Origin of the sequence: Bradyrhizobium sp. SZCCHNR1017, from assembly GCF_032381375.1 — a bacterium.
GTDB lineage: Bacteria > Pseudomonadota > Alphaproteobacteria > Rhizobiales > Xanthobacteraceae > Bradyrhizobium.
On the sequence record NZ_JAUHIR010000003.1, the window covers coordinates 120,661 to 142,047 of the forward strand.

Annotated in this window: 20 protein-coding genes and 1 pseudogene; 12 read left to right on the forward strand and 9 right to left on the reverse strand. The window is 67.2% G+C overall.

Features of this window, described 5'->3' with window-relative positions; translation table 11 throughout:
* Nucleotides 1–214 precede the first annotated feature (214 nt).
* The 7 genes from rpmI (at nt 215) to QW863_RS09500 (ending at nt 6,765) form a co-directional block, all read left to right on the forward strand.
* Entirely contained in the window at nt 215–415 is a 201-nt protein-coding gene (rpmI, locus tag QW863_RS09470) for a 50S ribosomal protein L35 (RefSeq protein ID WP_008539890.1), read from the forward strand.
* Nucleotides 416–491: 76 nt separating this feature from the next.
* On the forward strand, nt 492–851 hold the full coding sequence (rplT, locus tag QW863_RS09475) for a 50S ribosomal protein L20 (protein WP_012040570.1): 360 nt from the start codon (nt 492–494) through the stop codon (nt 849–851).
* A 143-nt stretch (nt 852–994) separates the two neighbouring features.
* The gene (pheS, locus tag QW863_RS09480) at nt 995–2,077 is read left to right on the forward strand and encodes a phenylalanine--tRNA ligase subunit alpha (protein WP_315716851.1); all 1,083 of its coding nucleotides are present in this window, start codon (nt 995–997) and stop codon (nt 2,075–2,077) included.
* 92 nt (nt 2,078–2,169) lie between these two features.
* A complete protein-coding gene (locus QW863_RS09485) occupies nt 2,170–2,589 on the forward strand; it encodes an endonuclease domain-containing protein (protein ID WP_315716850.1) in 420 nt (139 codons plus the stop codon).
* 16 nt (nt 2,590–2,605) lie between these two features.
* Nucleotides 2,606–5,014, forward strand: a complete 2,409-nt coding sequence (gene pheT, locus QW863_RS09490) for a phenylalanine--tRNA ligase subunit beta (RefSeq protein WP_315716849.1) — start codon at nt 2,606–2,608, stop codon at nt 5,012–5,014.
* A complete protein-coding gene (locus tag QW863_RS09495; RefSeq protein ID WP_315716848.1) occupies nt 5,011–5,787 on the forward strand; it encodes a sulfite exporter TauE/SafE family protein in 777 nt (258 codons plus the stop codon). Before pheT ends, QW863_RS09495 begins: the two co-directional genes overlap by 4 nt.
* Before the next feature lie 33 nt (nt 5,788–5,820).
* Nucleotides 5,821–6,765, forward strand: coding sequence for an MBL fold metallo-hydrolase (locus QW863_RS09500; RefSeq protein ID WP_315716847.1), 945 nt, complete (start codon nt 5,821–5,823; stop codon nt 6,763–6,765).
* 139 nt (nt 6,766–6,904) lie between these two features.
* Here the strand turns inward: QW863_RS09500 and QW863_RS09505 are convergent, their stop codons facing one another.
* Nucleotides 6,905–8,317 (reverse strand): flavin monoamine oxidase family protein, encoded by a 1,413-nt coding sequence (locus QW863_RS09505; RefSeq protein ID WP_315716846.1) that lies wholly within the window; start codon nt 8,315–8,317, stop codon nt 6,905–6,907.
* A gap of 193 nt (nt 8,318–8,510) precedes the next feature.
* Between QW863_RS09505 and QW863_RS09510 the strand changes: the two genes are divergently transcribed.
* A complete protein-coding gene (locus QW863_RS09510) occupies nt 8,511–9,488 on the forward strand; it encodes a YiiX/YebB-like N1pC/P60 family cysteine hydrolase (protein ID WP_315716844.1) in 978 nt (325 codons plus the stop codon).
* 12 nt (nt 9,489–9,500) lie between these two features.
* Here QW863_RS09510 and QW863_RS09515 read toward each other — a convergent pair whose 3' ends face one another.
* Entirely contained in the window at nt 9,501–9,776 is a 276-nt protein-coding gene (locus QW863_RS09515) for a metal-sensitive transcriptional regulator (RefSeq protein ID WP_315716843.1), read from the reverse strand.
* Between the two features lie 15 nt (nt 9,777–9,791).
* Nucleotides 9,792–10,040 (reverse strand): hypothetical protein, encoded by a 249-nt coding sequence (locus QW863_RS09520; protein WP_315716842.1) that lies wholly within the window; start codon nt 10,038–10,040, stop codon nt 9,792–9,794.
* Between QW863_RS09520 and QW863_RS09525 the strand changes: the two genes are divergently transcribed.
* Nucleotides 10,039–12,516 (forward strand): heavy metal translocating P-type ATPase, encoded by a 2,478-nt coding sequence (locus QW863_RS09525; protein WP_315716841.1) that lies wholly within the window; start codon nt 10,039–10,041, stop codon nt 12,514–12,516. The genes QW863_RS09520 and QW863_RS09525 overlap by 2 nt on opposite strands.
* Nucleotides 12,517–12,592: 76 nt before the next feature.
* A complete protein-coding gene (locus tag QW863_RS09530; protein ID WP_315716840.1) occupies nt 12,593–13,345 on the forward strand; it encodes a sulfate transporter family protein in 753 nt (250 codons plus the stop codon).
* Here the strand turns inward: QW863_RS09530 and QW863_RS09535 are convergent.
* From QW863_RS09535 to nth, 4 genes are all read right to left on the reverse strand, one after another.
* Nucleotides 13,283–14,902 carry a DHA2 family efflux MFS transporter permease subunit gene (locus QW863_RS09535; protein ID WP_315716839.1) on the reverse strand — a complete coding sequence of 540 codons (1,620 nt, stop codon included), beginning with the start codon at nt 14,900–14,902 and terminating at the stop codon, nt 13,283–13,285. The two genes, QW863_RS09530 and QW863_RS09535, sit on opposite strands and share 63 nt — an antisense overlap.
* A complete protein-coding gene (locus tag QW863_RS09540) occupies nt 14,899–15,405 on the reverse strand; it encodes an isoprenylcysteine carboxyl methyltransferase family protein (protein ID WP_315716838.1) in 507 nt (168 codons plus the stop codon). The genes QW863_RS09535 and QW863_RS09540 overlap by 4 nt, the downstream gene beginning before the upstream one ends.
* The gene (locus tag QW863_RS09545; protein ID WP_315716837.1) at nt 15,402–16,454 is read right to left on the reverse strand and encodes a type III polyketide synthase; all 1,053 of its coding nucleotides are present in this window, start codon (nt 16,452–16,454) and stop codon (nt 15,402–15,404) included. Before QW863_RS09545 ends, QW863_RS09540 begins: the two co-directional genes overlap by 4 nt.
* 209 nt (nt 16,455–16,663) lie before the next feature.
* Entirely contained in the window at nt 16,664–17,488 is an 825-nt protein-coding gene (gene nth, locus QW863_RS09550; RefSeq protein ID WP_315716836.1) for an endonuclease III, read from the reverse strand.
* A gap of 22 nt (nt 17,489–17,510) precedes the next feature.
* On the opposite strand from nth, the gene QW863_RS09555 reads away from it, so the two are divergent.
* Nucleotides 17,511–18,044, forward strand: coding sequence for a DUF2244 domain-containing protein (locus QW863_RS09555; protein ID WP_315716835.1), 534 nt, complete (start codon nt 17,511–17,513; stop codon nt 18,042–18,044).
* Between the two features lie 320 nt (nt 18,045–18,364).
* Nucleotides 18,365–19,266, forward strand: a pseudogene (locus tag QW863_RS09560) (bifunctional helix-turn-helix domain-containing protein/methylated-DNA--[protein]-cysteine S-methyltransferase).
* A gap of 602 nt (nt 19,267–19,868) precedes the next feature.
* On the opposite strand, the gene QW863_RS09565 reads toward QW863_RS09560, so the two are convergent.
* Together QW863_RS09565 and dapB are read right to left on the reverse strand one after the other, a co-directional pair.
* On the reverse strand, nt 19,869–20,492 hold the full coding sequence (locus tag QW863_RS09565; protein ID WP_315716834.1) for a 2,3-bisphosphoglycerate-dependent phosphoglycerate mutase: 624 nt from the start codon (nt 20,490–20,492) through the stop codon (nt 19,869–19,871).
* A gap of 24 nt (nt 20,493–20,516) precedes the next feature.
* On the reverse strand, nt 20,517–21,335 hold the full coding sequence (gene dapB / locus QW863_RS09570; protein WP_315716833.1) for a 4-hydroxy-tetrahydrodipicolinate reductase: 819 nt from the start codon (nt 21,333–21,335) through the stop codon (nt 20,517–20,519).
* Nucleotides 21,336–21,387: the final 52 nt, after the last annotated feature.

Genomic DNA, 21,387 nt, shown 5'->3' on the forward strand with positions numbered 1-21,387 from the left:
CGATTCCGTGGTTCGACGTTGCCAACGGGCTTTGTCTCTGGCATAAGCGCGGCCTTCGTCGCCCGGCTGATCAAGGGCTGCCGTGGCGATGTTTCTGTGCGGGTGGGTCCTCGTTTGGACCCGAAACCTGAGCACAACCAACGCTCTAACGAGCATTTTCGCCGGATGGCGCCGCTTTTGCGGGCGGCTTGCCGTTGGCATCAAGGAGAGCCAAATGCCCAAGCTGAAGACCAAATCCGGCGCCAAAAAGCGCTTCAAGGTGACTGCCACCGGCAAAGTGATGCACGCCCAGCGCGGCAAGCGCCACGGCATGATCAAGCGGACGAAGAAGCAGATCCGGCAGCTGCGCGGCACCCGCGTGCTGTTCAAGACCGACGGCGACAACGTCAAGAAGTACTTCTTGCCGAACGCCTGACCGGCCTCTCGCTTCCGAACCCTGGCCGCCTCAAAGCCGCGGCTGATCGTCATCTCTGAATCCAAGGATTTCCGGCATGTCTCGCGTCAAACGCGGTGTGACCGCCCACGCCAAGCACAAGAAAGTCTTCAAGGCCGCCAAGGGCTATTACGGCCGCCGCAAGAACACGATCCGCACCGCCAAGCAGGCCGTCGAGAAGGCCGGCCAGTATGCGTTCCGCGATCGCAAGCGCAAGAAGCGCACCTTCCGCGCGCTCTGGATCCAGCGCCTGAACGCCGCCGTGCGTCCCTTCGAGCTCACCTACAGCCGATTTATCGACGGCCTGTCGAAGTCCGGCATCACCGTCGACCGCAAGGTGCTGTCGGATCTCGCGATCAACGAGCCCGCCGCGTTCCAGGCGATCGTTGAGAAGGCCAAGGCGGCGCTCGCCGCCTGATCGCCTCCGCATCGTGAGGATTTCAAAAGCGGCCGATGCTCTCGGCCGCTTTTTGCTATCCGGCAACATGCCTGCTTTCGCTTGACCCGTGTCGCCCGCGCGGCGACAACCCAGCCGCCTTTTGTCCCGCGGAGATTTTGACCGTGTCCGACCTCGCCTCGCTCGAAACCTCGATCCTCGACCAGATCGCCGCCGCCGGCGATGAGGCCGCACTGGAAGCCGTCCGCGTCTCGGCGCTCGGCAAGAAGGGCTCGATCTCGGCGCTGCTGGCGACGCTCGGCAAGATGTCGCCGGACGAGCGCAAGACGCAAGGCGCCGCGATCAACCTCGCCAAGGACAAGGTCACGCAGGCACTGACCGCGCGCCGCGAGGTGCTCAAGGCCGCGGCGCTCGACGCGAGGCTCGCGGCCGAGACCATCGACGTCACGCTGCCGCTGCAGGATTCGCCGGCCGAGACCGGCCGCATCCATCCGCTCAGCCAGGTGATGGACGAGCTGACCACGATCTTCGCCGACATGGGCTTCTCGATCGCGGAAGGCCCGGATGTCGAGACCGACGACTACAACTTCACCAAGCTGAACTTCCCGGAAGGCCATCCGGCGCGGGAGATGCACGACACGTTCTTCTTCAATCCGAAGCCGGACGGCTCGCGCATGCTGCTGCGAACCCACACCTCGCCGGTGCAGGTGCGGACGATGCTGAACCAGAAGCCGCCGATCCGCGTGATCTGCCCGGGCCGCACCTACCGCATCGATTCGGACGCGACCCACACGCCGCAATTCCACCAGGTCGAGGGCCTCGTCATCGACAAGGGCTCGCATCTCGGCCACCTCAAATGGATCCTGCACGAGTTCTGCAAGGCGTTCTTCGAGGTCGACCACATCAACATGAAATTCCGGCCGTCGTTCTTCCCGTTCACCGAGCCGTCGCTCGAGGTCGACATCCAGTGCCGCCGCGACAAGGGCGAGATCCGCTTCGGCGAGGGCGAGGACTGGCTGGAGATTCTCGGCTGCGGCATGGTGCATCCGAACGTGCTGCGCGCCTGCGGCATCGATCCCGACGAGTACCAGGGTTTTGCCTGGGGCATGGGCATCGACCGCATCGCGATGCTGAAATACGGCATGAGCGACCTGCGCCAGCTGTTCGAGGGCGATGTCCGCTGGCTGTCGCACTACGGCTTCAAGCCGCTGGAGGTGCCGACCTTGGCCGGAGGGCTGAGCTCGTGATGAGCCTCGCCCTCTCTCAGCAAACGCTCGAACTCCCTCTCCCGCTTGCGGGGGAGGGCTGGGGTGGGGGTCTCTCCGCGCAGGAGGTGTCGATGGACGACGAGAAGCCCATCTGGACAGTCTCGCCGAAGCTTCGAACGAATGCGCGCGCCCTCCGCCAAAACTCGACGGATGCCGAGAGAATATTATGGTCCGAGCTGCGCGGCCATCGCCTGCTCGGCGCGGGCTTTCGCCGTCAGGTCCCGATCGACCGCTACATCGTCGACTTCGTCTGCCACACCGCACGTCTCGTCATCGAGCTCGATGGCGGACAGCACTTCTCAACTGAAGGCGAACAGCGCGACGCTTCACGCTCAGCTGCGATCGAAGCCAAAGGATTTCACATCCTGCGCTTTGCCAATAACGACGTCCTGGCCAATCGCGCCGGCGTTCTTGAAACCATTGCCGCTGCCATTGCGGCGAGAGCCCCCACCCTGACCCTCCCCCGCAAGCGGGGGAGGGAACGGGACTGAATCAGCGGAAAGAGCCATGAAATTCACGCTGTCCTGGCTGAAGGACCATCTCGACACCGACGAGTCGGTCGAGACGCTCGCCAACAAGCTCACGATGATCGGCCTCGAGGTCGAGCATCTCGAGGACAAGGCGAAGCTGCTCGCGCCGTACAAAATCGCGCGCGTCGTCTCCGCCGAGCAGCACCCGAACGCCGACCGGCTGCGCGTCTGCATGGTTGACACCGGCGACGGTGGCGCGCCGGTGCAGGTGGTGTGCGGCGCGCCGAATGCGCGCGCGGGACTGGTGTCGGTGTTCTCGCCGCCGGGCACCTACATCCCCGGCAAGAACATCACGCTGTCGGTCGGCACGATCCGCGGCGTCGAGAGCCGCGGCATGCTGTGCTCGGCGGCCGAGCTGCAGATCTCCGACGATCACGACGGCATCATGGAGCTGCCGGCGGATGCGCCGATCGGCACCCCCTACGCCGAATGGGCCGGGCTCGGCGATCCCCAATTCGAGATCAACCTGACGCCGAACCGCCAGGACTGCACCGGCGTGCACGGCATCGCCCGCGACCTCGCCGCCGCCGACATGGGCAAGCTGAAAGATCCCGGCATCAAGCCGATCAGAGGCGAATTCCCTTGCCCCGTGAAGGTCAAGGTCGAAGACGAGAAGCTATGTCCCGGCTTCGCGCTGCGACTCGTGCGCGGCGTCAAGAACGGCCCGTCGCCGAAGTGGCTGCAGCAGCGCCTCACATCGATCGGCCTACGCCCGATCAACGCGCTGGTCGACATCACCAACTACATGACCTTCGACCGCGCGCGTCCGCTGCACGTGTTCGACGCCAAGAAGGTGAAGGGCAATCTGGTCGTCCGCCGCGCGCGTGACGGCGAGACCCTGCTCGCGCTCGACGGCCGTACCTACACGCTCGACCATTCGATGTGCGTCATCGCCGACGATTCCGGCGTCGAATCGCTCGCCGGCATCATGGGCGGCGAGGCTTCGGGCTGCGATGAAGGCACCACCGACGTGCTGATCGAATCGGCGCTGTGGAACGAGATCAACATCGCCCAGACCGGCCGCAAGCTCGGCATCAATTCCGACGCGCGCTACCGTTTCGAGCGCGGCGTCGATCCGGCCTTCATGGTGCCGGGCCTGGAGATGGCGACCAAGCTCGTGCTCGACCTGTGCGGCGGCACGCCATCGGAGACTGTCGTCGTCGGCAATCCGTTCGGCGATGACCGCATCGTCGACTTCCCGTTGACCGAGGTGAAGCGGCTGGCGGGCATCGAGGTGCCGCTGACCGAGATGCGGCGGATCCTGACGCATCTCGGCTTCGTGGTCGCCGGCAACGGCCCCGTCGTGAAGGTCGCGGTGCCGTCCTGGCGCAGCGACGTGCACGGCAAGGCCGATATCGTCGAGGAAGTCGTGCGCATCGTCGGCGTCGACAAGGTGCCGATGACGCCGTTCGAGCGCGGCGACGCCCCGCGCAAGCCGGTGCTGACGCCGCTGCAATTGCGCACGCGGCGCGCCAAGCGCGCGCTGGCGGCGCGCGGCATGGTCGAGGCCGTGACCTGGTCGTTCATCTCCAAGGCGGCGGCCGAGCTGTTCGGCGGCGGCAAGGCCGAGCTCGCGCTTGCGAACCCGATTGCCGCCGATCTCTCCGACATGCGGCCGAGCCTGCTGCCGGGACTGATCGCAACCGTGCAGGCCAACGCCGATCGTGGCTTCGGCGATGCCGCGATCTTCGAGGTCGGGCAGATCTTCAAGGGCGATGGCCCCGCGGACCAGCTCATGGCGGCAAGCGGCATCCGCCGTGGCGTCGCGTCGGCGAAGGGTCTCGGCCGACATTGGACGGGATCGCAGGCGGCGAGCGCTTACGACGCGAAGGCCGATGCACTCGCCGTGCTGGCGGCGGCCGGCGCGCCGATGGCGTCGCTGCAGATCGTCGCCGGCGGCCCCACCTGGATGCATCCGGGACGCTCCGGCACGATCCAGATGGGACCGCAGAACGTGCTCGGCCATTTCGGCGAGCTGCATCCGCGCACGCTGGAGGCGCTGAAAGCCGACGGGCCGCTCGTCGCCTTCGAGGTGATCCTGGATCGCATTCCGGCCGCCAAGGCGAAGCCGACGCGCGCCAAGCCGGTGCTGGAGCTGTCCGCATTCCAGCCCGTGTCGCGCGACTTCGCCTTCATCGTCGACCGCAAGGTCAAGGCCGGCGACATCGTCCGCGCCGCGCAGGGCGTCGACAAGAAGCTGATCACCGATGTCACCGTGTTCGACGTCTACGAGGGCAAGGGCATCGAGGACGGCAAGAAGTCGATCGCGATCGCCGTGACCCTGCAGCCACGCGACAAGACCATGACCGACGAGGAGATCGACGCCGTCGCGGCAAAGATCACCGCAGACGTCGGCAAGAAGACCGGCGGCACGTTGCGCGGATGAGCCTCTCCGGGCTCATCCCTGCCGATCTCAGCCTGTTCGCGACGATCGCGCTGGCGATCGTCGCCTTCATTGCCGCAACCGCGCGCGGCTTCTCCGGCTTCGGCGCAGCGCTGATCTTCATGCCGCTCGCGAGCAGCTTTGCGACGCCCCGTCTGGTCGCGCCGCTGCTGCTGGTGATCGATTTCGTCTCGATGGCCCCGATGGTGGCGCCGGCCTGGCGCGAGGCCGACCGCAAGTCCACGGCGGTGATCGTCGCGGGTGCGTTGGTCGGCGTGCCCGTGGGCACCTATTTCCTCAGCCGGCTCGACCCGGTCACCGTCCGCTGGATCATCACGGGCTTCGTGATCGGGCTGCTTGCGCTGCTGCTGTCCGGCTGGCGCTATCGCGGCAGGGAGTACACCGCGCTGTCGGTCGCCGTCGGCTGCATCTCCGGATTCTGCAGCGGACTGGCGCAGACCGGGGGCCCGCCGATCGTCGGCTACTGGCTGGGACGCCCGATCCCGCCAAAGATCGCACGGGCGAACATCGTGCTGTTTTTCGGCGCATCGGACTTCTTCGCGATGGTGAGCTACGCAATGAGCGGGCTGATCACCTGGGATTCGCTGAAGCTTTCGCTGCTGATCGGGCCGGTCTACGCGCTCGGCGTCGCGTTCGGCGCGTCGCTGTTCGGCCGCGCCAGCGAGCAGGTGTTCCGCGCCATCTGCTATGCGCTGATCGCAATCGCCGTGATCGCCGGCCTGCCGGCCCTCGACGGCGTGCTCGGGCGGGGTTAGCCTTCCTGCAACGAAGCAGACAGGGAGGCCGCCGTGATCCATCGGCGAACAATGCTCAAGCTTGCGCTGGGAGCGGCCGGCGCCATCGCGGCGCCCGCGGCGTTCGCGCAAGGCACGAAGACCGGCACGCGGATGGTCTTCCTCGGCACCAAGGGCGGCCCGCGCGTCGGCGTCGGCGCTTCGAATCCGGCCAATCTCGTCGTCGTCAACGGCACGCCGTTCGTGATCGATTGCGGCACGGGCGTCAGCCGTCAGCTCGTCAATGCGGGCGTTCCGATCCCTTCGGTCAAGTACATCCTGATCAGCCATCACCATTCCGATCACAATCTCGAATACGGCAATCTGTTCTACAACGCCTGGGCCGCAGGATTGTCGACGCCGATCCAGTCGTTCGGACCGAAGGGCCTGGAGGCGATGACCAGGAGCTTCTGGGAAACCAACAAGTTCGACGTCGACACCCGCATCGCGGACGAAGGCCGGCCAGATCCGCGGCCACTCCTGGTCGCGAAGGATATCGACGCGGACGGCGTCGTGCTGAAGACGGCGGACGTGACGGTGACCGCGTTCCGCACGCCACATCCGCCGATCACCGACAACTTCGCGTACAAGTTCGAGACGCCCGACGGCACGATCGTGTTCTCGAGCGACACGGCCTATAACCCGAAGCTTGCAGAGTTTGCCAAGGGCGCCGACGTGCTCGTGCATGAATGCCTCTATGTGCCCGCGGTGGATCGGCTGGTCGCCAAGACGAAGAACGGCTCGACGCTGAAGAAGCACCTGCTCGACAGTCACACGACCACGGAAGACGTCGGACGCATCGCCGCGGCTGCAGGCGTGAAGGTGCTGGTGCTCAGCCACTTCGTGCCCGGTGATGATCCCGAAGTGACGGACGAGGACTGGACGCGGGACGTGAAGAAGAACTACACGGGCCGCATCGTGGTCGCGAAAGACCTGATGGAATTGAAGCTGCCGGTGTAGCCAAGGCTGGGCGTGCTTCAATCGGCAGCTCGCCTGCATCAGCCGTAGGGTGGGCAAAGGCGCAGCCGTGCCATTTCAACGCTTGAGATCGCAGTTGCGCCGTGCCCACCCTCTTGCTGATGAGCTTGCGGATCGACCGTCAATCCTCCGGCGATGCCGAGCGCACCTTGCCGCGACGGCGCGGTCGTTGCCGCTCACTGCTCGGCTCCGGCTCAGCGTCCTTGATCGCGCCGATCCTGCGCAGCGCGGCTTCCGCGGCGCGCTCGCCGGAGTCCCAGGCGCCGTCGACCGTGCCCCACAGCGTTTCGTGCGTGGCCTCTCCCGCAAGAAACAGCGGACCCAAGGGCTCGCCCAATATTTTGCGGGCGCCCTGGCTGCCGGGCGTGGCCGCCGACATCGCGCCGAGCACGCCCGGCGCCAGGTTCCAGCGCGTCGCTGCGGACGACTTCACCGCTGCGGCGGCCTCACTTCCAAACAGCTTGCCGATCCACTCCCTGGCGAAGTCGACCATCGCCGCCTCGCCCTGCGCTGATAGTTCGCGGCCGAAGGCGCCGGCAACATCGACGGTACAAAGCGACGATCCGCCGATATTGGCAAGCAGCAGACCTGTGCGACTGGAATTGCTCTGCTCGATGATGACCTCGTCCCGCGACAGGCCGAGCGGATTGCCCGCCAGCATCAGCGCGATGTGATCATAGCTGCCGAGGCTGAGCTTCGCGGCGGCGTCGAGCTGCCGCTTGGGCAGCTCGGGCGCGAACTTGATGGCGCCTGATGTCAGCACGTTGGTCGACACCGTGAGGATGACGGCGCGCGCCGCGATTCGCCCCGCCGGCGTTTCCACCGCGACGTCGCGGTTGGCCCACACGACGCGCGTTGCTGGAGTCGACAGCGACAACGGCAACGATTCGCCGAGCCTGGCGATGAACGTGCCCAGCCCCTGGCGGCAGGCCAGCGGCGCGCTGCGGTCCTGCGCACGCGCCTTGTCCATCGCGGAGAGATCGGCGAGATCCTTCCCGGTCGCGCTGGCGCCGAGCACGAATGCGGTGGTGCTGGTCCAGTCGCCCAGATCTTTCGGCAGCGCCGCGGCGCAGGAGGTATCGAGCTTGCCGCGCGCCGCCTCGTCGATGGCGCGATTGGCGCGCACCAGCCCCGCCAGGAACTGCTCGGTCTCGCCGGGCCGCGCGTTGCGCCGGCCGACGCGGATCTTCTGCCCGACGGGAGCCGCGACGAGATCGAGTCCGAGACCGCGCGCGAGCCTGCTGATGGGATTGCCGTCGGCGTTGAGCAGCCAGCGGGCGCCGCGATCGAACGGCACGCCGAAGGTGGCTGCATCCGTGCGGCAACGGCCGCCGAGCTGTGGCGCGGCCTCCAGCACCACGACCTTGCGATTGGCCGCGACGATGCGGCGGGCCGCGGCGATTCCCGCCGCACCCGCCCCGATCACGACAATGTCAGCCTCTCGTGGAACAGCCGCCTGCGCGGCGCGGCCGGCGATGGGCAGCACGGCCAGCGCCGCGGAAGCGGAGAGGAAGCCGCGGCGCGTGACATTCATGACATGGTTTCCGAAAGCTTTGAACCAAACGAATATCCGCCGAATTTGCCGCATCTGCCGCGCTGCGGCAACCGGGATGGTAAACGTGATACCGTGCAGAACGCGTCCACTATGAACCAAATTGCAACCGCAATCGACCATCATGGAAGAAGGGAAAAAACCGGCGACCGGCCAAGGTCGCCCGGGGAGCGTTATGGGTATCGTGCTTGATCAGATCGGCAAGCTGATTGCCGCCTATCTCCAGAAGGAGATCCCCGGCTATGAGCCGTTCACGCCGAGCGATCCGGACTATCTGCGCAAGGACGTCCAGCCCGGCGACGTGCTGCTCGTCGAGGGCAACAGCCGCATCTCCGGCATCATCAAATACCTCACGCAGTCGACCTGGTCGCACGCCGCGCTCTATGTCGGACCGATCGACGGCGCCGTCGAGCCCGACGGCGAGCCGCACGTGCTGGTCGAGGCCTATGTCGGCGACGGCGTGATCTCGGCGCCGCTGTCGAAATATTTCGCCTATCACACCCGTGTGTGCCGTCCGGTCGGCCTGACCTATGAGGACCGGCACACGGTGTGCCGCTACGCCATCAATCGCATCGGCTTCGGCTACGACACCAAGAACATCATCGACCTGATGCGCTATCTGATCCCGATGCCGATTCCGCAACGCTGGCGGCGGCGCATGATCGCGCTGGGCTCGGGTGATCCGACCAAGATGATCTGCTCGGCGCTGATCGCGCAGGCCTTCGATGCGGTGCGCTACCCGATCCTGCCCAAGATCACGCGGGCGCCATCGCGGCGCGCCAAGCGCGAGATCCTGCACATCCGTGATTCCTCGCTCTACATGCCGCGCGACTTCGACATCTCGCCCTATTTCGAGATCGTCAAGCCGACCATCGTCAATGGATTCGACTACACGACCCTGCATTGGGCCGACAAGCAGAAGCCGCTCGCGGAGGTAGCGGGCGAGTTCGCCGTGTTTCCAGGAGCCATCACAGCGCCGCCGCTCGTTCCTGAGACGGCTGACGAAGAGGCGACGCAGCAGGCTGCGGCTGAGGAAATAGTTGCGAAGCTCGGCGAACGGCTCGTGGTCAACGAGCATTTTCTCGTCGCCGAGCCGGTACGAAACGTCGCGCCACGTCCGACCGCACGCCGCCGCAACAAGGTGGCGGTCTGAGCTGGGCTGACCTCAGCGATCCGACCGGCCGATCACATCCATCAACTCCGCGATCTTCTGCCGTTGATCGGCCTTGTCGCCGGATGCGATGGCATGCTCGACGCAATGCGCGACGTGGTCGCGCAGAATCTCCTCCTCGACCCGGCGCAACGCCGCCCGCACAGCGGAGATCTGGGTGACGATGTCGATGCAGTAGCGGTTGTCCTCGACCATTTTCGACAGGCCCCTGACCTGCCCTTCGATCCGACTCAAACGTTTCTGACAGGATGTCTTGATGTCCTCGCGCATGGAGCCTATATACCCCTACAGGGTATAGGTTTCAAGAGGCTGAGCGATGTCGGAAACCAGACACGAGCATGGCGTCGCGGCGGGCGGCGAGGGCGGATGCGGCTGTGGATCGCGCGCGCGCGCGGTGGAAACCGGACACGAACAGGCATCCGCGGACAGTTGTTGCAGCGATCGTGCCGGCGCGGCGCCTGCCAGCGCTTCGGGCGGCGGCTCGGACCACGCCGCGCCTGAACCAGCGAAGGCAACGGATCCGGTCTGCGGCATGTCGGTCGATCCCGTGACCTCGAAGCATCGCTTCGAGCATCAGGGACAGACCTTCCATTTCTGCTCCGCCGGCTGCCGCGCCAAGTTCGCCGCCGATCCGGCCAAGTATCTCGCAGCCGCCGTTTCACCGGCAGCCACGGGGTCGTGCTGCGGCGGCCACGATCATCACGCGCATCAGCATGGCGAGACGGCAAAGGTCATCGATCCCGTCTGCGGCATGAGTGTCGATCCCGCGACCTCGAAGCATCGCTTTGAACACGCGGGTCACACCTTCCATTTCTGCTCGGCCGGCTGCCGCACCAAGTTCGCGGCCGAGCCGGACAAATATCTCGGCGAACGCGAGCCGCCGCCGAAGATGCCGGCAGGCACGATCTACACCTGCCCGATGCATCCCGAGATCCGTCAGGAAGGCCCGGGCACCTGCCCGATCTGCGGCATGGCGCTGGAGCCCGACGTCATCAGCCTCGACGATGCGCCCAATCCCGAACTCGCCGACATGAGCAGGCGATTCTGGATCGGCACCTTGCTCGCCGCTCCCGTCGTCGTGCTCGAGATGGGCGGCCACCTCGTCGGCGGCCATGGCTTTGTCGATCCGATGCTGTCGAATTGGATCCAGCTCGTGCTGGCGACACCGGTGGTGCTGTGGGCCGGCTGGCCGTTCTTCGTGCGCGGCTGGCAGTCGGTCCAGACCCGCAATCTCAACATGTTCACCTTGATCGCAATGGGCACGGGCGTCGCCTATGTCTACAGCGTGATCGCGACTGTCGCGCCGCAGGCGTTTCCGCCGGCGTTCCGCGGCCATGGCGGCGCGGTGGCGGTGTATTTCGAGGCGGCCTCGGTCATCACCATTCTCGTCCTGCTCGGCCAGGTGCTGGAGCTGCGCGCGCGCGAGGCAACGTCGGGAGCGATCAAGGCGCTGTTGCAGCTGGCGCCGAAGACGGCGCGGCGGCTCGACACCGACGGCAACGATCATGAGGTGGAGATCGCCGAGCTCGCGGTCGGCGATCGCCTGCGTGTGCGCCCGGGCGAGAAGGTGCCGGTCGACGGCATCATTCTCGAAGGCCGCTCGTCGCTCGACGAATCGCTCGTCACCGGCGAGTCGATGCCGGTGACCAAGGACGAGGGCGAGCGCGTCATCGCCGGCACCTTGAACCAGACCGGCAGCTTCGTGATGCGCGCCGACAAGGTCGGCCGCGAGACGCTGCTGTCGCAGATCGTGCAGATGGTCGCCGATGCGCAGCGCTCGCGCGCGCCGATCCAGCGCCTCGCCGACCAGGTCGCGGGCTGGTTCGTGCCGATGGTGATCGCTGCTGCCATTGCCGCCTTCGTCGCGTGGTACGCGTTCGGTCCCGAGCCGCGCTTCGCCTTCGGCCTCGTCGCCGCGGTGAGCGTGCTGATCATCGCCTGTCCCTGCGCGCTCGGTCTTGCGACGCCGATGTCGATCATGGTCGGGGTCGGTCGCGGCGCCCAGGCCGGCGTGCTGATCAAGAGCGCCGAGGCGCTGGAGCGGATGGAGAAGGTCGATACGCTGGTCGTCGACAAGACCGGCACCCTGACCGAGGGCAAGCCGAAGGTGACGGCGATCGTCACCGCTCAGGGCTTCGACGAGGCCGACGCGCTGCGGCTGGCCGCCAGCGTCGAGCGCGCCAGCGAGCATCCGCTGGCCGAGGCCATCGTCCGGCATGCCGCGGAGCGCAACATCAAGCTCGCCGACGTCAAGAACTTCGACGCGCCGACCGGCAAGGGCGCGCGCGGCGAGGTCGATGGCAAGGCCATCGTGCTCGGCAATGCGACCTATCTCGCCTCGCTCGGCATCATCACCGATACGCTCGGCGTCGAGAGCAAGCGGCTGCGCGAAGAGGGCGCCACCGTGATCACGATGGCCGTCGACGGCAAGCCGGCAGCGCTGTTTGCGGTCGCCGATCCGGTCAAGGCGTCGACGCCGGAGGCGCTGAAGGCACTCGCGGCCGACGGCATCAAGGTGATCATGCTGACCGGCGACAACCGCAGCACCGCCACCGCGGTCGCGCGCAAGATCGGCATCACCGAGGTCGAGGCCGAGGTGCTGCCCGAGCAGAAGAGCGCGGTGGTCGCGCGTCTGCGCGCCAGCGGCAAGATCGTCGCGATGGCCGGCGACGGCGTCAACGATGCGCCGGCGCTCGCCGCGGCCGACGTCGGCATCGCCATGGGCACCGGCACCGACGTGGCGATGGAGAGCGCCGGCATCACGCTGCTGCAGGGCGACCTCGGCGGTATCGCGCGGGCGCGAAAACTGTCGGCGGCGACGATGCGCAACATCCGCCAGAACCTGTTCTTCGCGTTCATCTACAACGCCGCCGGCATCCCGATCGCCGCCGGCATCCTCTACCCCGTGTTCGGCATCCTGCTGTCGCCGATCATCGCAGCCGCGGCGATGTCGCTGTCGTCGGTCAGCGTGGTCGGCAACGCGCTGCGGCTGCGGGCGACCGATCTTTGATACGATGCCGGCGGACTTGCCGAAGCCCGCCGGCATGTCTACCTCTGCCGCGGGCTTTGCAGCGAGGGACCCCGCCATGATCGACGCCGCCATCAAGGCGATTTCGCAAATTCTGTCGCCGCCGATGCGCTCGATCCTGTGGCGCTCCATCGGGCTGGCGCTGGTGCTGGTCACGGTGCTCGCGATCGGGCTGCAGCGGCTCCTGACCTGGCTCGCGACTGCCGGCGAGGGCTGGGCCGAGGCCATGCTCGGGCCGAACTCGCACGGCACGCTCGAGGTGCTGACCTGGATCATCTCGATCGCCGCCGGCTTCGGCGTGGTGTTCGGCGGCATCATGCTGATGCCGGCGATCACCTCGGTGATCGCGAGCCTGTTCGTCGACGACGTCGCCGACCTCGTCGAGCGCGAGCATTATCCGGCCGAGCGCCCCGGCGTCGCGCTGCCGTTCGGCGTCGCCATTCTCGAGGGCCTCAAGGCCGCCGGCCTCACCATCCTGGTCTATCTGGTCGCCCTGCCCTTCGTGTTCCTCGCCGGCGCCGGCTTCGTGATCTTCTTCCTCGCCACCGCGTGGTTGCTCGGCCGCGAATATTTCGAGCTCGCCGCGATGCGCTTCCGGCCGCCGGCGGAGGCCAAGGCGATGCGGCGCGACAATGCGATCACGGTGTTCACCGCGGGGCTGATCATCGCGGCCTTCGTCACCATCCCGATCGTGAACCTGGCGACGCCGCTATTCGGCATGGCGTTCATGGTCCACCTGCACAAGCGCCTATCCGGACCGCGGCCCGAGCTGATCGAGCCGTCGCCGGAGCGCCGGCTGCGCAGCCTCTAGCGCCATCATCCGCGGCGACAGGCTCGTCGCCTTGCTGCGGGCGAAGGGGATCAGCAGGAAGCCGAGCAGCGCGACACCAGCGAGCAGCGACCAGGCCTCGTTGACGCACAGCGCCAGCGAGGCCTTCTCCACCAGCGGCCGGACATAGGCGATCGCCTGCTCCTCCGAGATGCCGCGCGGCCGGTTGCGCAGCAGCTCCGGCGCGAGCCCGATCGCCTTGGCTGCCGCGGTATCGCCGGCCAGCAGGCGGTCGCGAAACGCCTGGGCATGCATGGCGACGCGGCCATAGAGGATGGTGTCGATCAGCGCGATGCCGATGGCGCCGCCGAGATTACGCATCAGGTTGAACAGCCCGCTGGCATCGGCGACCTCGGCCTGCGGCAGGTCGCCGAGCGCGATCCGCGTCGGCGGCAGCAGGCAGAACATGATGCCGACGCCGCGCACCACCTGCGGCCAGAACATCTCCTGATAGTCTGCGGCCGGCGGCTGGAACGCGCTCGCGGCCAGACCGGAGCCGAACAGCACGAAACCGAACGCCGTCAGGAGACGCGCGTCGACCTTGCCGTCCAGCGCCGTCACCAGCGGAGCGGCGATCAGTTGCGCCACGCCGGTGACCAGCATGATCTTGCCGATCTCGAACGCATCGTGACCGCGCACGAAAGCGAGGAACACCGGCATCAGATAGACCGAGCCGAACAGCCCGATGCCGAGACAGAAGCTCGACAGGCAGCCGAGCGTGAACGTCCGCCGCTGAAAGCTGCCAAGCCGCAGGATCGGATGCGGTGAGGTCAGCAGGCGCTGGACGAGCAAGGTAAGGCACGACGCGCTCAGCACCAGGAACGCGATGCAGTTCGACGACAGCCAGCCGCCCTTCGGCGCCTCCTTCAGCCCGAGCTCGAGGCTGGCCAGGGACACTGCGAGCAGCAGCAGCGCAAACAGGTCGAGCTTGTCGAGCTCCGCGAGGTCCATGCGCTGCTTCGGCAGCAGGCCGGGCGTCGCCAGCGCGGCGACGAGGCCGGGCGCGATGTTGATCAGGAACAGCCAGGGCCACGACCAGGTGTTGGTGATGAAGCCGCCGACGACCGGGCCGATGGTCGGCGCGAGCACCGCGACCACGCCGCCGATCGTCGTCGCGACCGCGTGCAGGCGCGGTGGAAACAGCAGGAACACGGCGGAGAACACCACGGGAATCAAGAGACCACCGAAGAAGCCCTGCAGCACGCGGAACGCCAGCAGCGTGTGAAAATCGCCGCTGAACGCGCAACCGAGCGAGGCGGCGGTGAAGATGCCGACGGCGCCGACGAACAGCCAGCGCAACGTGAACACGCGCGTGAGCAACCCGGTCAGCGGAATGGCGATGATCTCGGCGATCAGATACGCCGTCTGGATCCAGCTCATCGCCTCCGGCGTGATGCCGAGCGCCTCCTGGATGGTCGGCAGCGACGTCGCCACCACCTGGATGTCCAGGATCGCCATGAACATGCCGACGCACATCAGGATGAAGCCGAGCCAGGTGGCGAGGCTCGGACGATCCTGCGGCTCGGCCGATGCGCTCATGCGGTCTGGCCGCCGCCGATGCCGGTGAGTGCTTCCGATTCGGCGCGGATGCGGATGAACAGCACCGCCGCATTCAGGCCGGAGAAGATCAGGGCGATCAGTGGCAGATGCAGCGCCAGCGGCAGCAGCGCGATCTCGGCTGCGACCACCAGATAGTTCGGATGCGAGATGTAACGATAGGGACCATCGGTGACGAGGGGCGCCCCCGGCAGGATGATGATGCGCGTCGTCCAGCGCGGACCGAGCGTCGCCAGCACCCACCAGCGCAGCCCCTGCAGCAGCACGAAGCCGCTCAAGAGCCACGGGTCGACCTCCTGGTCGGCGCCGAGCAGCCACAGCGATACCAGCCAGGCCGCATGCATCGAGATCATCAGCGGATAATGATCCGCCCCGACCTCGACCGCGCCCATGGCACGCAGGCGCTTGGTGTTGTGGCGGGCGAGCACGAGCTCGCCGAGCCGCTGCATGGTGACGAGGGCGAGGACGAAGGCGGCGAAGGTCATGCGGCGTGCCTCAATGAAACGCAGCTTGCGGTGAACCCAGGTCCGAGCGCAGTCAGCACCGAGCGCGGCGGCAAGCCCCGCGCTCGGGCGCGCTCCAGCACGAACAGCACCGTCGGCGCGGACATGTTGCCGTAGTCGGCGATGATCTCGCGCTCATGATCCAGCGTGCCCTGATCCAGCGACAGGGCGCGCTCCAGCGCCGTGATCACCTTGGCGCCGCCGGGATGGCAGACGAAGCGGTCGACGTCGGCAGGCGCGAGCTTCATCCGGTCCAGGATCTCGTTGACCGCGGGGCCCATGTTCTCGGTGACGAAGTCCGGAATGGTGCGCTGGAAGATCACGCCAAAACCTTCGGGATCGACGCTCCAGCCCATGATGTCGAGCGTATCGGGCCACAGCTTCTCGCCGGTCGCCTCGACGCGGATAGCGCCGCCATCGCCGGCGCGCAGGATCGCGGCCGCCGCGCCATCGCCGAACAGGCTCAGCGCGACGATGTTGGCCTTCGTCAACTCATCATGGCGGACAGCCAGTGTGCACAGTTCGAAGGTCACCAGCAGCACGTTGGTGCCGGGCCGGGCCTGCGCCAGGCGCGCGGCGATCGACAGGCCCGAGACGCCGCCGGCGCAGCCGAGCCCGAACACCGGCACGCGCGACACGTCCGCGCGAAAACCCAGGCGGCCGGCGACGCGCGCTTCCAGGGTCGGCGTCGCGATGCCGGTCGAGCTCACGGTGACGATGGTGTCGATGTCGGCGGCGTTGAGATCGGCCTGCGCGAGCGCCTTGTTCGCCGCGTCGACGAACAGCGCCTCGGCGCCTTCGAGATAGGCTTCGGTGCGCTCCGGCCAGCCGCGCCGCTCCATGTACCATTCGATCGGCTTGACGCCGTAGCGCTGGCGGATGCCGGTGTTGGCGAACAGGCTCGCCATCGTGTCGAACTGCGGAAAGCGCGGCGCCAGCACCACGCGGGCGGCCTCCATCACTTCGTTCTGGCGAAACTGATGCGGTGGCACCGAGGTCGCGAGCGACACGAGTGCGGCAGTGTTGTCCATGCGGCTGATCCTTCAACGTCCCGGCGCAGAAAGGTCCGAGAACGCGGGAATCGTCACGCGCCACTCACATCGCCCCGGATTACGGGTGTCATCTTATGTCCAATGCGGGCGGCGATGTGGCCCGGCCATGGTGAGACGGCGTCGCGCCGTGACACAATAGTGACTGTCAAACGCGTTCTCAGGCGAAACCGTTCGTCACACACAACGTATCAGGCGGTCTTCTCCGGCCAGCGGCAGAGGTCCTTGATCAGGCACAGCTCGCAGCGCGGCTTGCGCGCCAGGCACGTGTAGCGGCCGTGCAGGATCAGCCAGTGATGGGCATGCAGCATGAACTCGGCCGGGATCGCCTTCTCCAGCCCGAGCTCGACCTCGAGCGGCGTCTTGCCGGGTGCCAGCCCGGTGCGGTTGCCGACGCGAAACACGTGGGTGTCGACCGCCATCGTGTGCTCGCCGAACGCCATGTTGAGCACGACGTTCGCGGTCTTGCGGCCGGCACCGGGCAGCGACTCGAGCTCGGCGCGCGTGCGCGGCACCTCGCCGCCGAATTCGCTGATCAGCTTCTGCGACAGCGCGATCACGTTCCTGGCCTTGGTGCGGTAGAGGCCGACGGTCTTGATGTAGTCGCGGAGCTTGTCCTCGCCGAGCGCGATCATCTTCTGCGGCGTGTCGGCGACGGCGAACAGCGGCCGCGTCGCCTTGTTGACGCCGGCGTCGGTCGCCTGCGCCGACAGCACCACGGCCACCAGCAAGGTGTAGGGGTTGAGGTGCTCGAGCTCGCCCTTCGGCTCGGGATTGGCCTGAGCGAAGCGGCTGAAGGCCTCGCGGATCTCGGCCGGCGTCCAGGGCCTGGCCGCCTTCAACGCTGTCTTGACCGGCCGGGCAGGGCTCTTCAGCTTGGCCGTCGGAGCCTTCTTGGCGGCCCGTTTCGAGGCGGCCTTGAGGGCTGACTTGGGAGCGGCCTTGGGAGCGGCCTTCTTCAAGGGGCTGCGAACCGGCGCCGGCTTGGCGCGTTGGGGGCGGGTGATTTTGGCCATGATCCGGGTATACTGAGGCCCCATGACGCCAGGCAATGCTTTTGCGTATCAGGAGACCGGCACTGACGCCGCTGATCCCGAGCTGTTTTCGGCCCGGCTGACGCCGCATCGCTCGCTCAACCGCACCGGCTTTCTGGTGCTGATGGTCGTGGTCTGCGCCATCAGCTTCATCGGCGGCATCGCCTCGCTCTTGATGGGCGCCTGGCCGGTGCTCGGCTTCTTCGGCCTGGATGCGCTCGCGATCTACTGGGCCTTCAAGGTCAACTTCCGCCGCGCCAACGCCTATGAGGACGTCTCGATCACCCTGACCGAGCTGCGCCTGCGCCGCGTCAGCCACAAGGGCCACGTCATGGAATGGCGCTTCAACCCGCTCTGGGTGCGGCTCGACCAGGAGACCCACGAGGAGTTCGGTATCGAGCGCCTCTACCTGGTGGCGCGCGGCCAGCGCGTCGCCATCGCGAGCTTTTTGGGCCCGGAGGAGAAAGCCAGTTTTGCGAAGGCCCTCACGGCCGGGCTGCAGGCCGCGAAGCGCGGGCCGGTGTACAACCCGCTGTAGCGCGTCCAAGGGCACTGACTGCGGGCAGCTCTACCCAGGCGAAAGCGCCGCTAACACCCTCCGGCGTCGTTCCGGGGCGCGCGCAGCGCGAGCCCGGAACCCATACCCACAGGACCTTGTGTGGGGCACGCGGGTAGTGGGCATCTCGCCTCACACGTCTTCTCGTGGTTATGGATTCCGGGCTCATCGCTGCGCGATGCCCCGGAATGACGGAGCAAGCCGGGAAACTCCTGTTTCAAGCCGAAGCCGATCGCAACGCCCCTAGCCTCCCGATCGGAAATCGGGTGGAGTCCGCGCCCCGGCCGCCCTACATCCGGATCATGATGACCCTCGCCATTCACGATTCCGCCCTGGCCAAGCCGGGCCCGCAACAATCGGCCGCGCTGCGCGACTACGATGCGGTGCGCCGCGCGATCGCGTTCATCTCCGAGCACTGGCGCCGGCAGCCGACCATCGAGGACATGGCCGACGCCGCCAGCAACTCACGCCCGACGAGTTGCACCATCTGTTCCGGCGCTGGGCCGGGCTGACGCCGAAGGCGTTCATGCAGGCACTGACGCTCGATCACGCCAAGGGCCTGCTGAAGAGCTCAGCCAGCGTGCTCGACGCCGCGCTCGACTCGGGGCTTTCAGGCCCCGGCCGGCTGCACGATCTGTTCGTCACCCATGAAGCGATGTCGCCCGGCGAATGGAAGACCGGCGGCGCCGGCACCACGCTTCGTTACGGCTTCCACCCCTGCCCGTTCGGCATCGCGCTGGTGATGGCCACCCCGCGTGGCCTCGCCGGCCTCGCCTTCGCCGACCCCGGCGAGGAGGCTGGCGCGCTCGCCGACATGAAGAGCCGCTGGCCCCGCGCCACCTATATCGAAGACGTCCCCGGCACCGCCGGCCTCGCCCAGCGCATCTTCGACAAGACCCTGTGGCGGCCCGACCAGCCCTTGCGCGTCGTCCTGATCGGCACCGACTTCGAGGTCCGCGTCTGGGAGACCCTGCTCAAGATCCCCATGGGCCGCGCCGTCTGCTACTCGGACATCGCGACCCGGCTGGAGTCGCCGAAAGCCTCGCGCGCGGTGGGCGCGGCGGTCGGCAAGAACCCGATCTCGTTCGTCGTGCCCTGCCATCGCGCGCTCGGCAAGACCGGCGCGCTGACGGGCTATCATTGGGGGCTCACGCGCAAGCAGGCGATGCTTGGGTGGGAAGCGGGGCAGGTGGGGATGGGGTAGAGCGGCGAGGCCGCTGCTACTCTCGCTGTCATCGTCCGCGAACGCTGACGATCCAGTAAGCACCGACGTCTCGAGTCTCGCGACCGTCACGGCGTGCTGGATGCCCCGCCTGCGCGGGGCATGACGACTGTAAAACTACGCAGCTTTTCATACGACACGAATTCCAGTCAGGCGCCACTCTCTCCGCCGTCATTCCGGGGCGTGCGCAACACGAGCCCGGAATCCATCGCATGGCAGATCGTGGCGGCTGCGCTGCGCGAACGTCGCCAACTTTCGATGATGCCGACGGCAGGCGCCGCGATCTCAGTCTCACCCTCCCCTGGAGGGGGAGGGTCGATCGCGCGCGAAGCGGGCGAGCGGGGTGGGGTGAGCCGCGGAAACCGGTGCAAGTGGAGAGATCATCCCACCCCGGCACACATGCGCTCCGCGCATCTGAGCCGACCCTCCCCTCCAGGGGAGGGTGACAGCGGGGCTCACCTCGGCTGCTCTCAATTCTCTGCCCTTGAGAACGGGCAGAGGGAGCGCAGCGTCGATACGGCGGGGGCTGGGCTTCAACTCATGGGGATGCGATCACCCATGAGAAGTGGAATCTTGCGACGGTCCTAGCCCGCCAGGTCCAGCTTGGACTCCACCGTCGAGTCCGCGTTCAGGCGATAGATGATCGGCACGCCAGTCGCCAGCTCGCGCTTCAGGATGCCTTCGGGCGTCAGCTTTTCCAGCACCATGATCAGGGCGCGCAGCGAGTTGCCGTGGGCGGCGACCAGGGTGCGCTGGCCGCGGAGGACGCCGGGAAGAATTTCTTGGACGTAGTAGGGCAGCGCGCGGGCGAGCGTGTCCTTGAGGCTCTCGCCGCCGGGCGGCGGGACGTCGTAGGAGCGGCGCCAGATGTGGACCTGCTCCTCGCCCCATCTGGCGCGGGCGTCGTCCTTGTTGAGGCCCGAGAGGTCACCATAGTCGCGCTCGTTGAGCGCGAGGTTCTTGGCTGTCGGCAGGCCGGTCTGGCCGAGCTCGGTCAGGATCAGGTCGAGCGTGTGCTGGGCGCGCGTCAGCACCGAGGTGAAGGCGACGTCGAAGACCAGTCCCTGCGCCTTCAGCTTGCGCCCGGCCTCCTTGGCCTCGGCCACGCCCTGCTCGGTCAGGTCCGGATCCTTCCAGCCGGTGAACAGGTTCTTCAGATTCCACTCGCTCTGGCCGTGGCGCACCAGCACCAGGAGACGTTCGCTCATCAGTTCGCTTCCATCGACGTTGAACTAGAAAAGGTCCTTGAGGCCGAGCACGTCGTCCATCGTGTAGTAGCCCGGCGGCTTGCCATGGGCCCACAGCGCCGCCTTCAGCGCGCCATGGGCGAAGATCATGCGGTCCTCGGCCTGGTGCGACAGCACCAGCCGCTCCGAGGGTCCGGCGAAGATGACGCTGTGATCGCCCGCCGCCGTGCCGCCGCGCAGCGAGGCGAAGCCGATGTCGCCGCTGCGGCGCTCGCCGGTGATGCCGTCGCGGCCGCGCGCGGAATGCTCGTCGAGCGCGATGCCGCGGCCCTCGGCGGCGGCCCGGCCGAGCATCAGCGCCGTGCCCGAGGGCGCGTCGACCTTGTGCTTGTGGTGCATCTCGAGGATCTCGATGTCGAAGCCGGCATCGAGCGACTTCGCCACCTGCTTGACCAGCGCCGCCAGCAGGTTGACGCCGAGGCTCATATTGCCGGACTGCACGACGATGGCGCGCTTGGTGACGCTCCTGATGACGGCGTCGTCCGACGCGGACAGGCCGGTGGTGCCGACGACGTGGACGATGCCGCGCTGGGCGGCGATGGCGACATTGGCGATGGTCGCGGCCGGGACGGTGAAATCGAGGATGCCGTCGGCCTCGGCCGACATGCTCCAGAGGTCGCCCGACAGCTTGATGCCGTTGGCGGGCAGGCCGGCGAGGGCGCCGGAGTCCTTGCCGATCAGCTCCGAGCCGGGGGCTTCGAGCGCGCCCGCCAGCACGGCGCCGTCGGTCTCGGCGATCGCGCGCACCAGGGCGCGGCCCATGCGGCCGCCGGCTCCGGCAACGATCAAGCGCATCTTGGACATGTCAACTCCTCTGCCCCTTCAAGGGCTATAGCCGGGGCTGATAGCGGCGGCA

Bases quoted from the DNA above. Each gene is read 5' to 3' on its own strand.
- rpmI (WP_008539890.1), top strand. From the start codon at position 215: ATGCCCAAGCTGAAGACCAAATCCGGCGCCAAAAAGCGCTTCAAGGTG.
- rplT (WP_012040570.1), top strand. From the start codon at position 492: ATGTCTCGCGTCAAACGCGGTGTGACCGCCCACGCCAAGCACAAGAAA.
- QW863_RS09485 (WP_315716850.1), top strand. From the start codon at position 2,170: ATGGACGACGAGAAGCCCATCTGGACAGTCTCGCCGAAGCTTCGAACG.
- pheT (WP_315716849.1), top strand. From the start codon at position 2,606: ATGAAATTCACGCTGTCCTGGCTGAAGGACCATCTCGACACCGACGAG.
- QW863_RS09495 (WP_315716848.1), top strand. From the start codon at position 5,011: ATGAGCCTCTCCGGGCTCATCCCTGCCGATCTCAGCCTGTTCGCGACG.
- QW863_RS09505 (WP_315716846.1), bottom strand. From the start codon at position 8,317: ATGAATGTCACGCGCCGCGGCTTCCTCTCCGCTTCCGCGGCGCTGGCC.
- QW863_RS09510 (WP_315716844.1), top strand. From the start codon at position 8,511: ATGGGTATCGTGCTTGATCAGATCGGCAAGCTGATTGCCGCCTATCTC.
- QW863_RS09515 (WP_315716843.1), bottom strand. From the start codon at position 9,776: ATGCGCGAGGACATCAAGACATCCTGTCAGAAACGTTTGAGTCGGATC.
- QW863_RS09525 (WP_315716841.1), top strand. From the start codon at position 10,039: ATGTCGGTCGATCCCGTGACCTCGAAGCATCGCTTCGAGCATCAGGGA.
- QW863_RS09520 (WP_315716842.1), bottom strand. From the start codon at position 10,040: ATGCCGCAGACCGGATCCGTTGCCTTCGCTGGTTCAGGCGCGGCGTGG.
- QW863_RS09530 (WP_315716840.1), top strand. From the start codon at position 12,593: ATGATCGACGCCGCCATCAAGGCGATTTCGCAAATTCTGTCGCCGCCG.
- QW863_RS09535 (WP_315716839.1), bottom strand. From the start codon at position 14,902: ATGAGCGCATCGGCCGAGCCGCAGGATCGTCCGAGCCTCGCCACCTGG.
- QW863_RS09540 (WP_315716838.1), bottom strand. From the start codon at position 15,405: ATGACCTTCGCCGCCTTCGTCCTCGCCCTCGTCACCATGCAGCGGCTC.
- QW863_RS09545 (WP_315716837.1), bottom strand. From the start codon at position 16,454: ATGGACAACACTGCCGCACTCGTGTCGCTCGCGACCTCGGTGCCACCG.
- nth (WP_315716836.1), bottom strand. From the start codon at position 17,488: ATGGCCAAAATCACCCGCCCCCAACGCGCCAAGCCGGCGCCGGTTCGC.
- QW863_RS09555 (WP_315716835.1), top strand. From the start codon at position 17,511: ATGACGCCAGGCAATGCTTTTGCGTATCAGGAGACCGGCACTGACGCC.
- QW863_RS09565 (WP_315716834.1), bottom strand. From the start codon at position 20,492: ATGAGCGAACGTCTCCTGGTGCTGGTGCGCCACGGCCAGAGCGAGTGG.
- dapB (WP_315716833.1), bottom strand. From the start codon at position 21,335: ATGTCCAAGATGCGCTTGATCGTTGCCGGAGCCGGCGGCCGCATGGGC.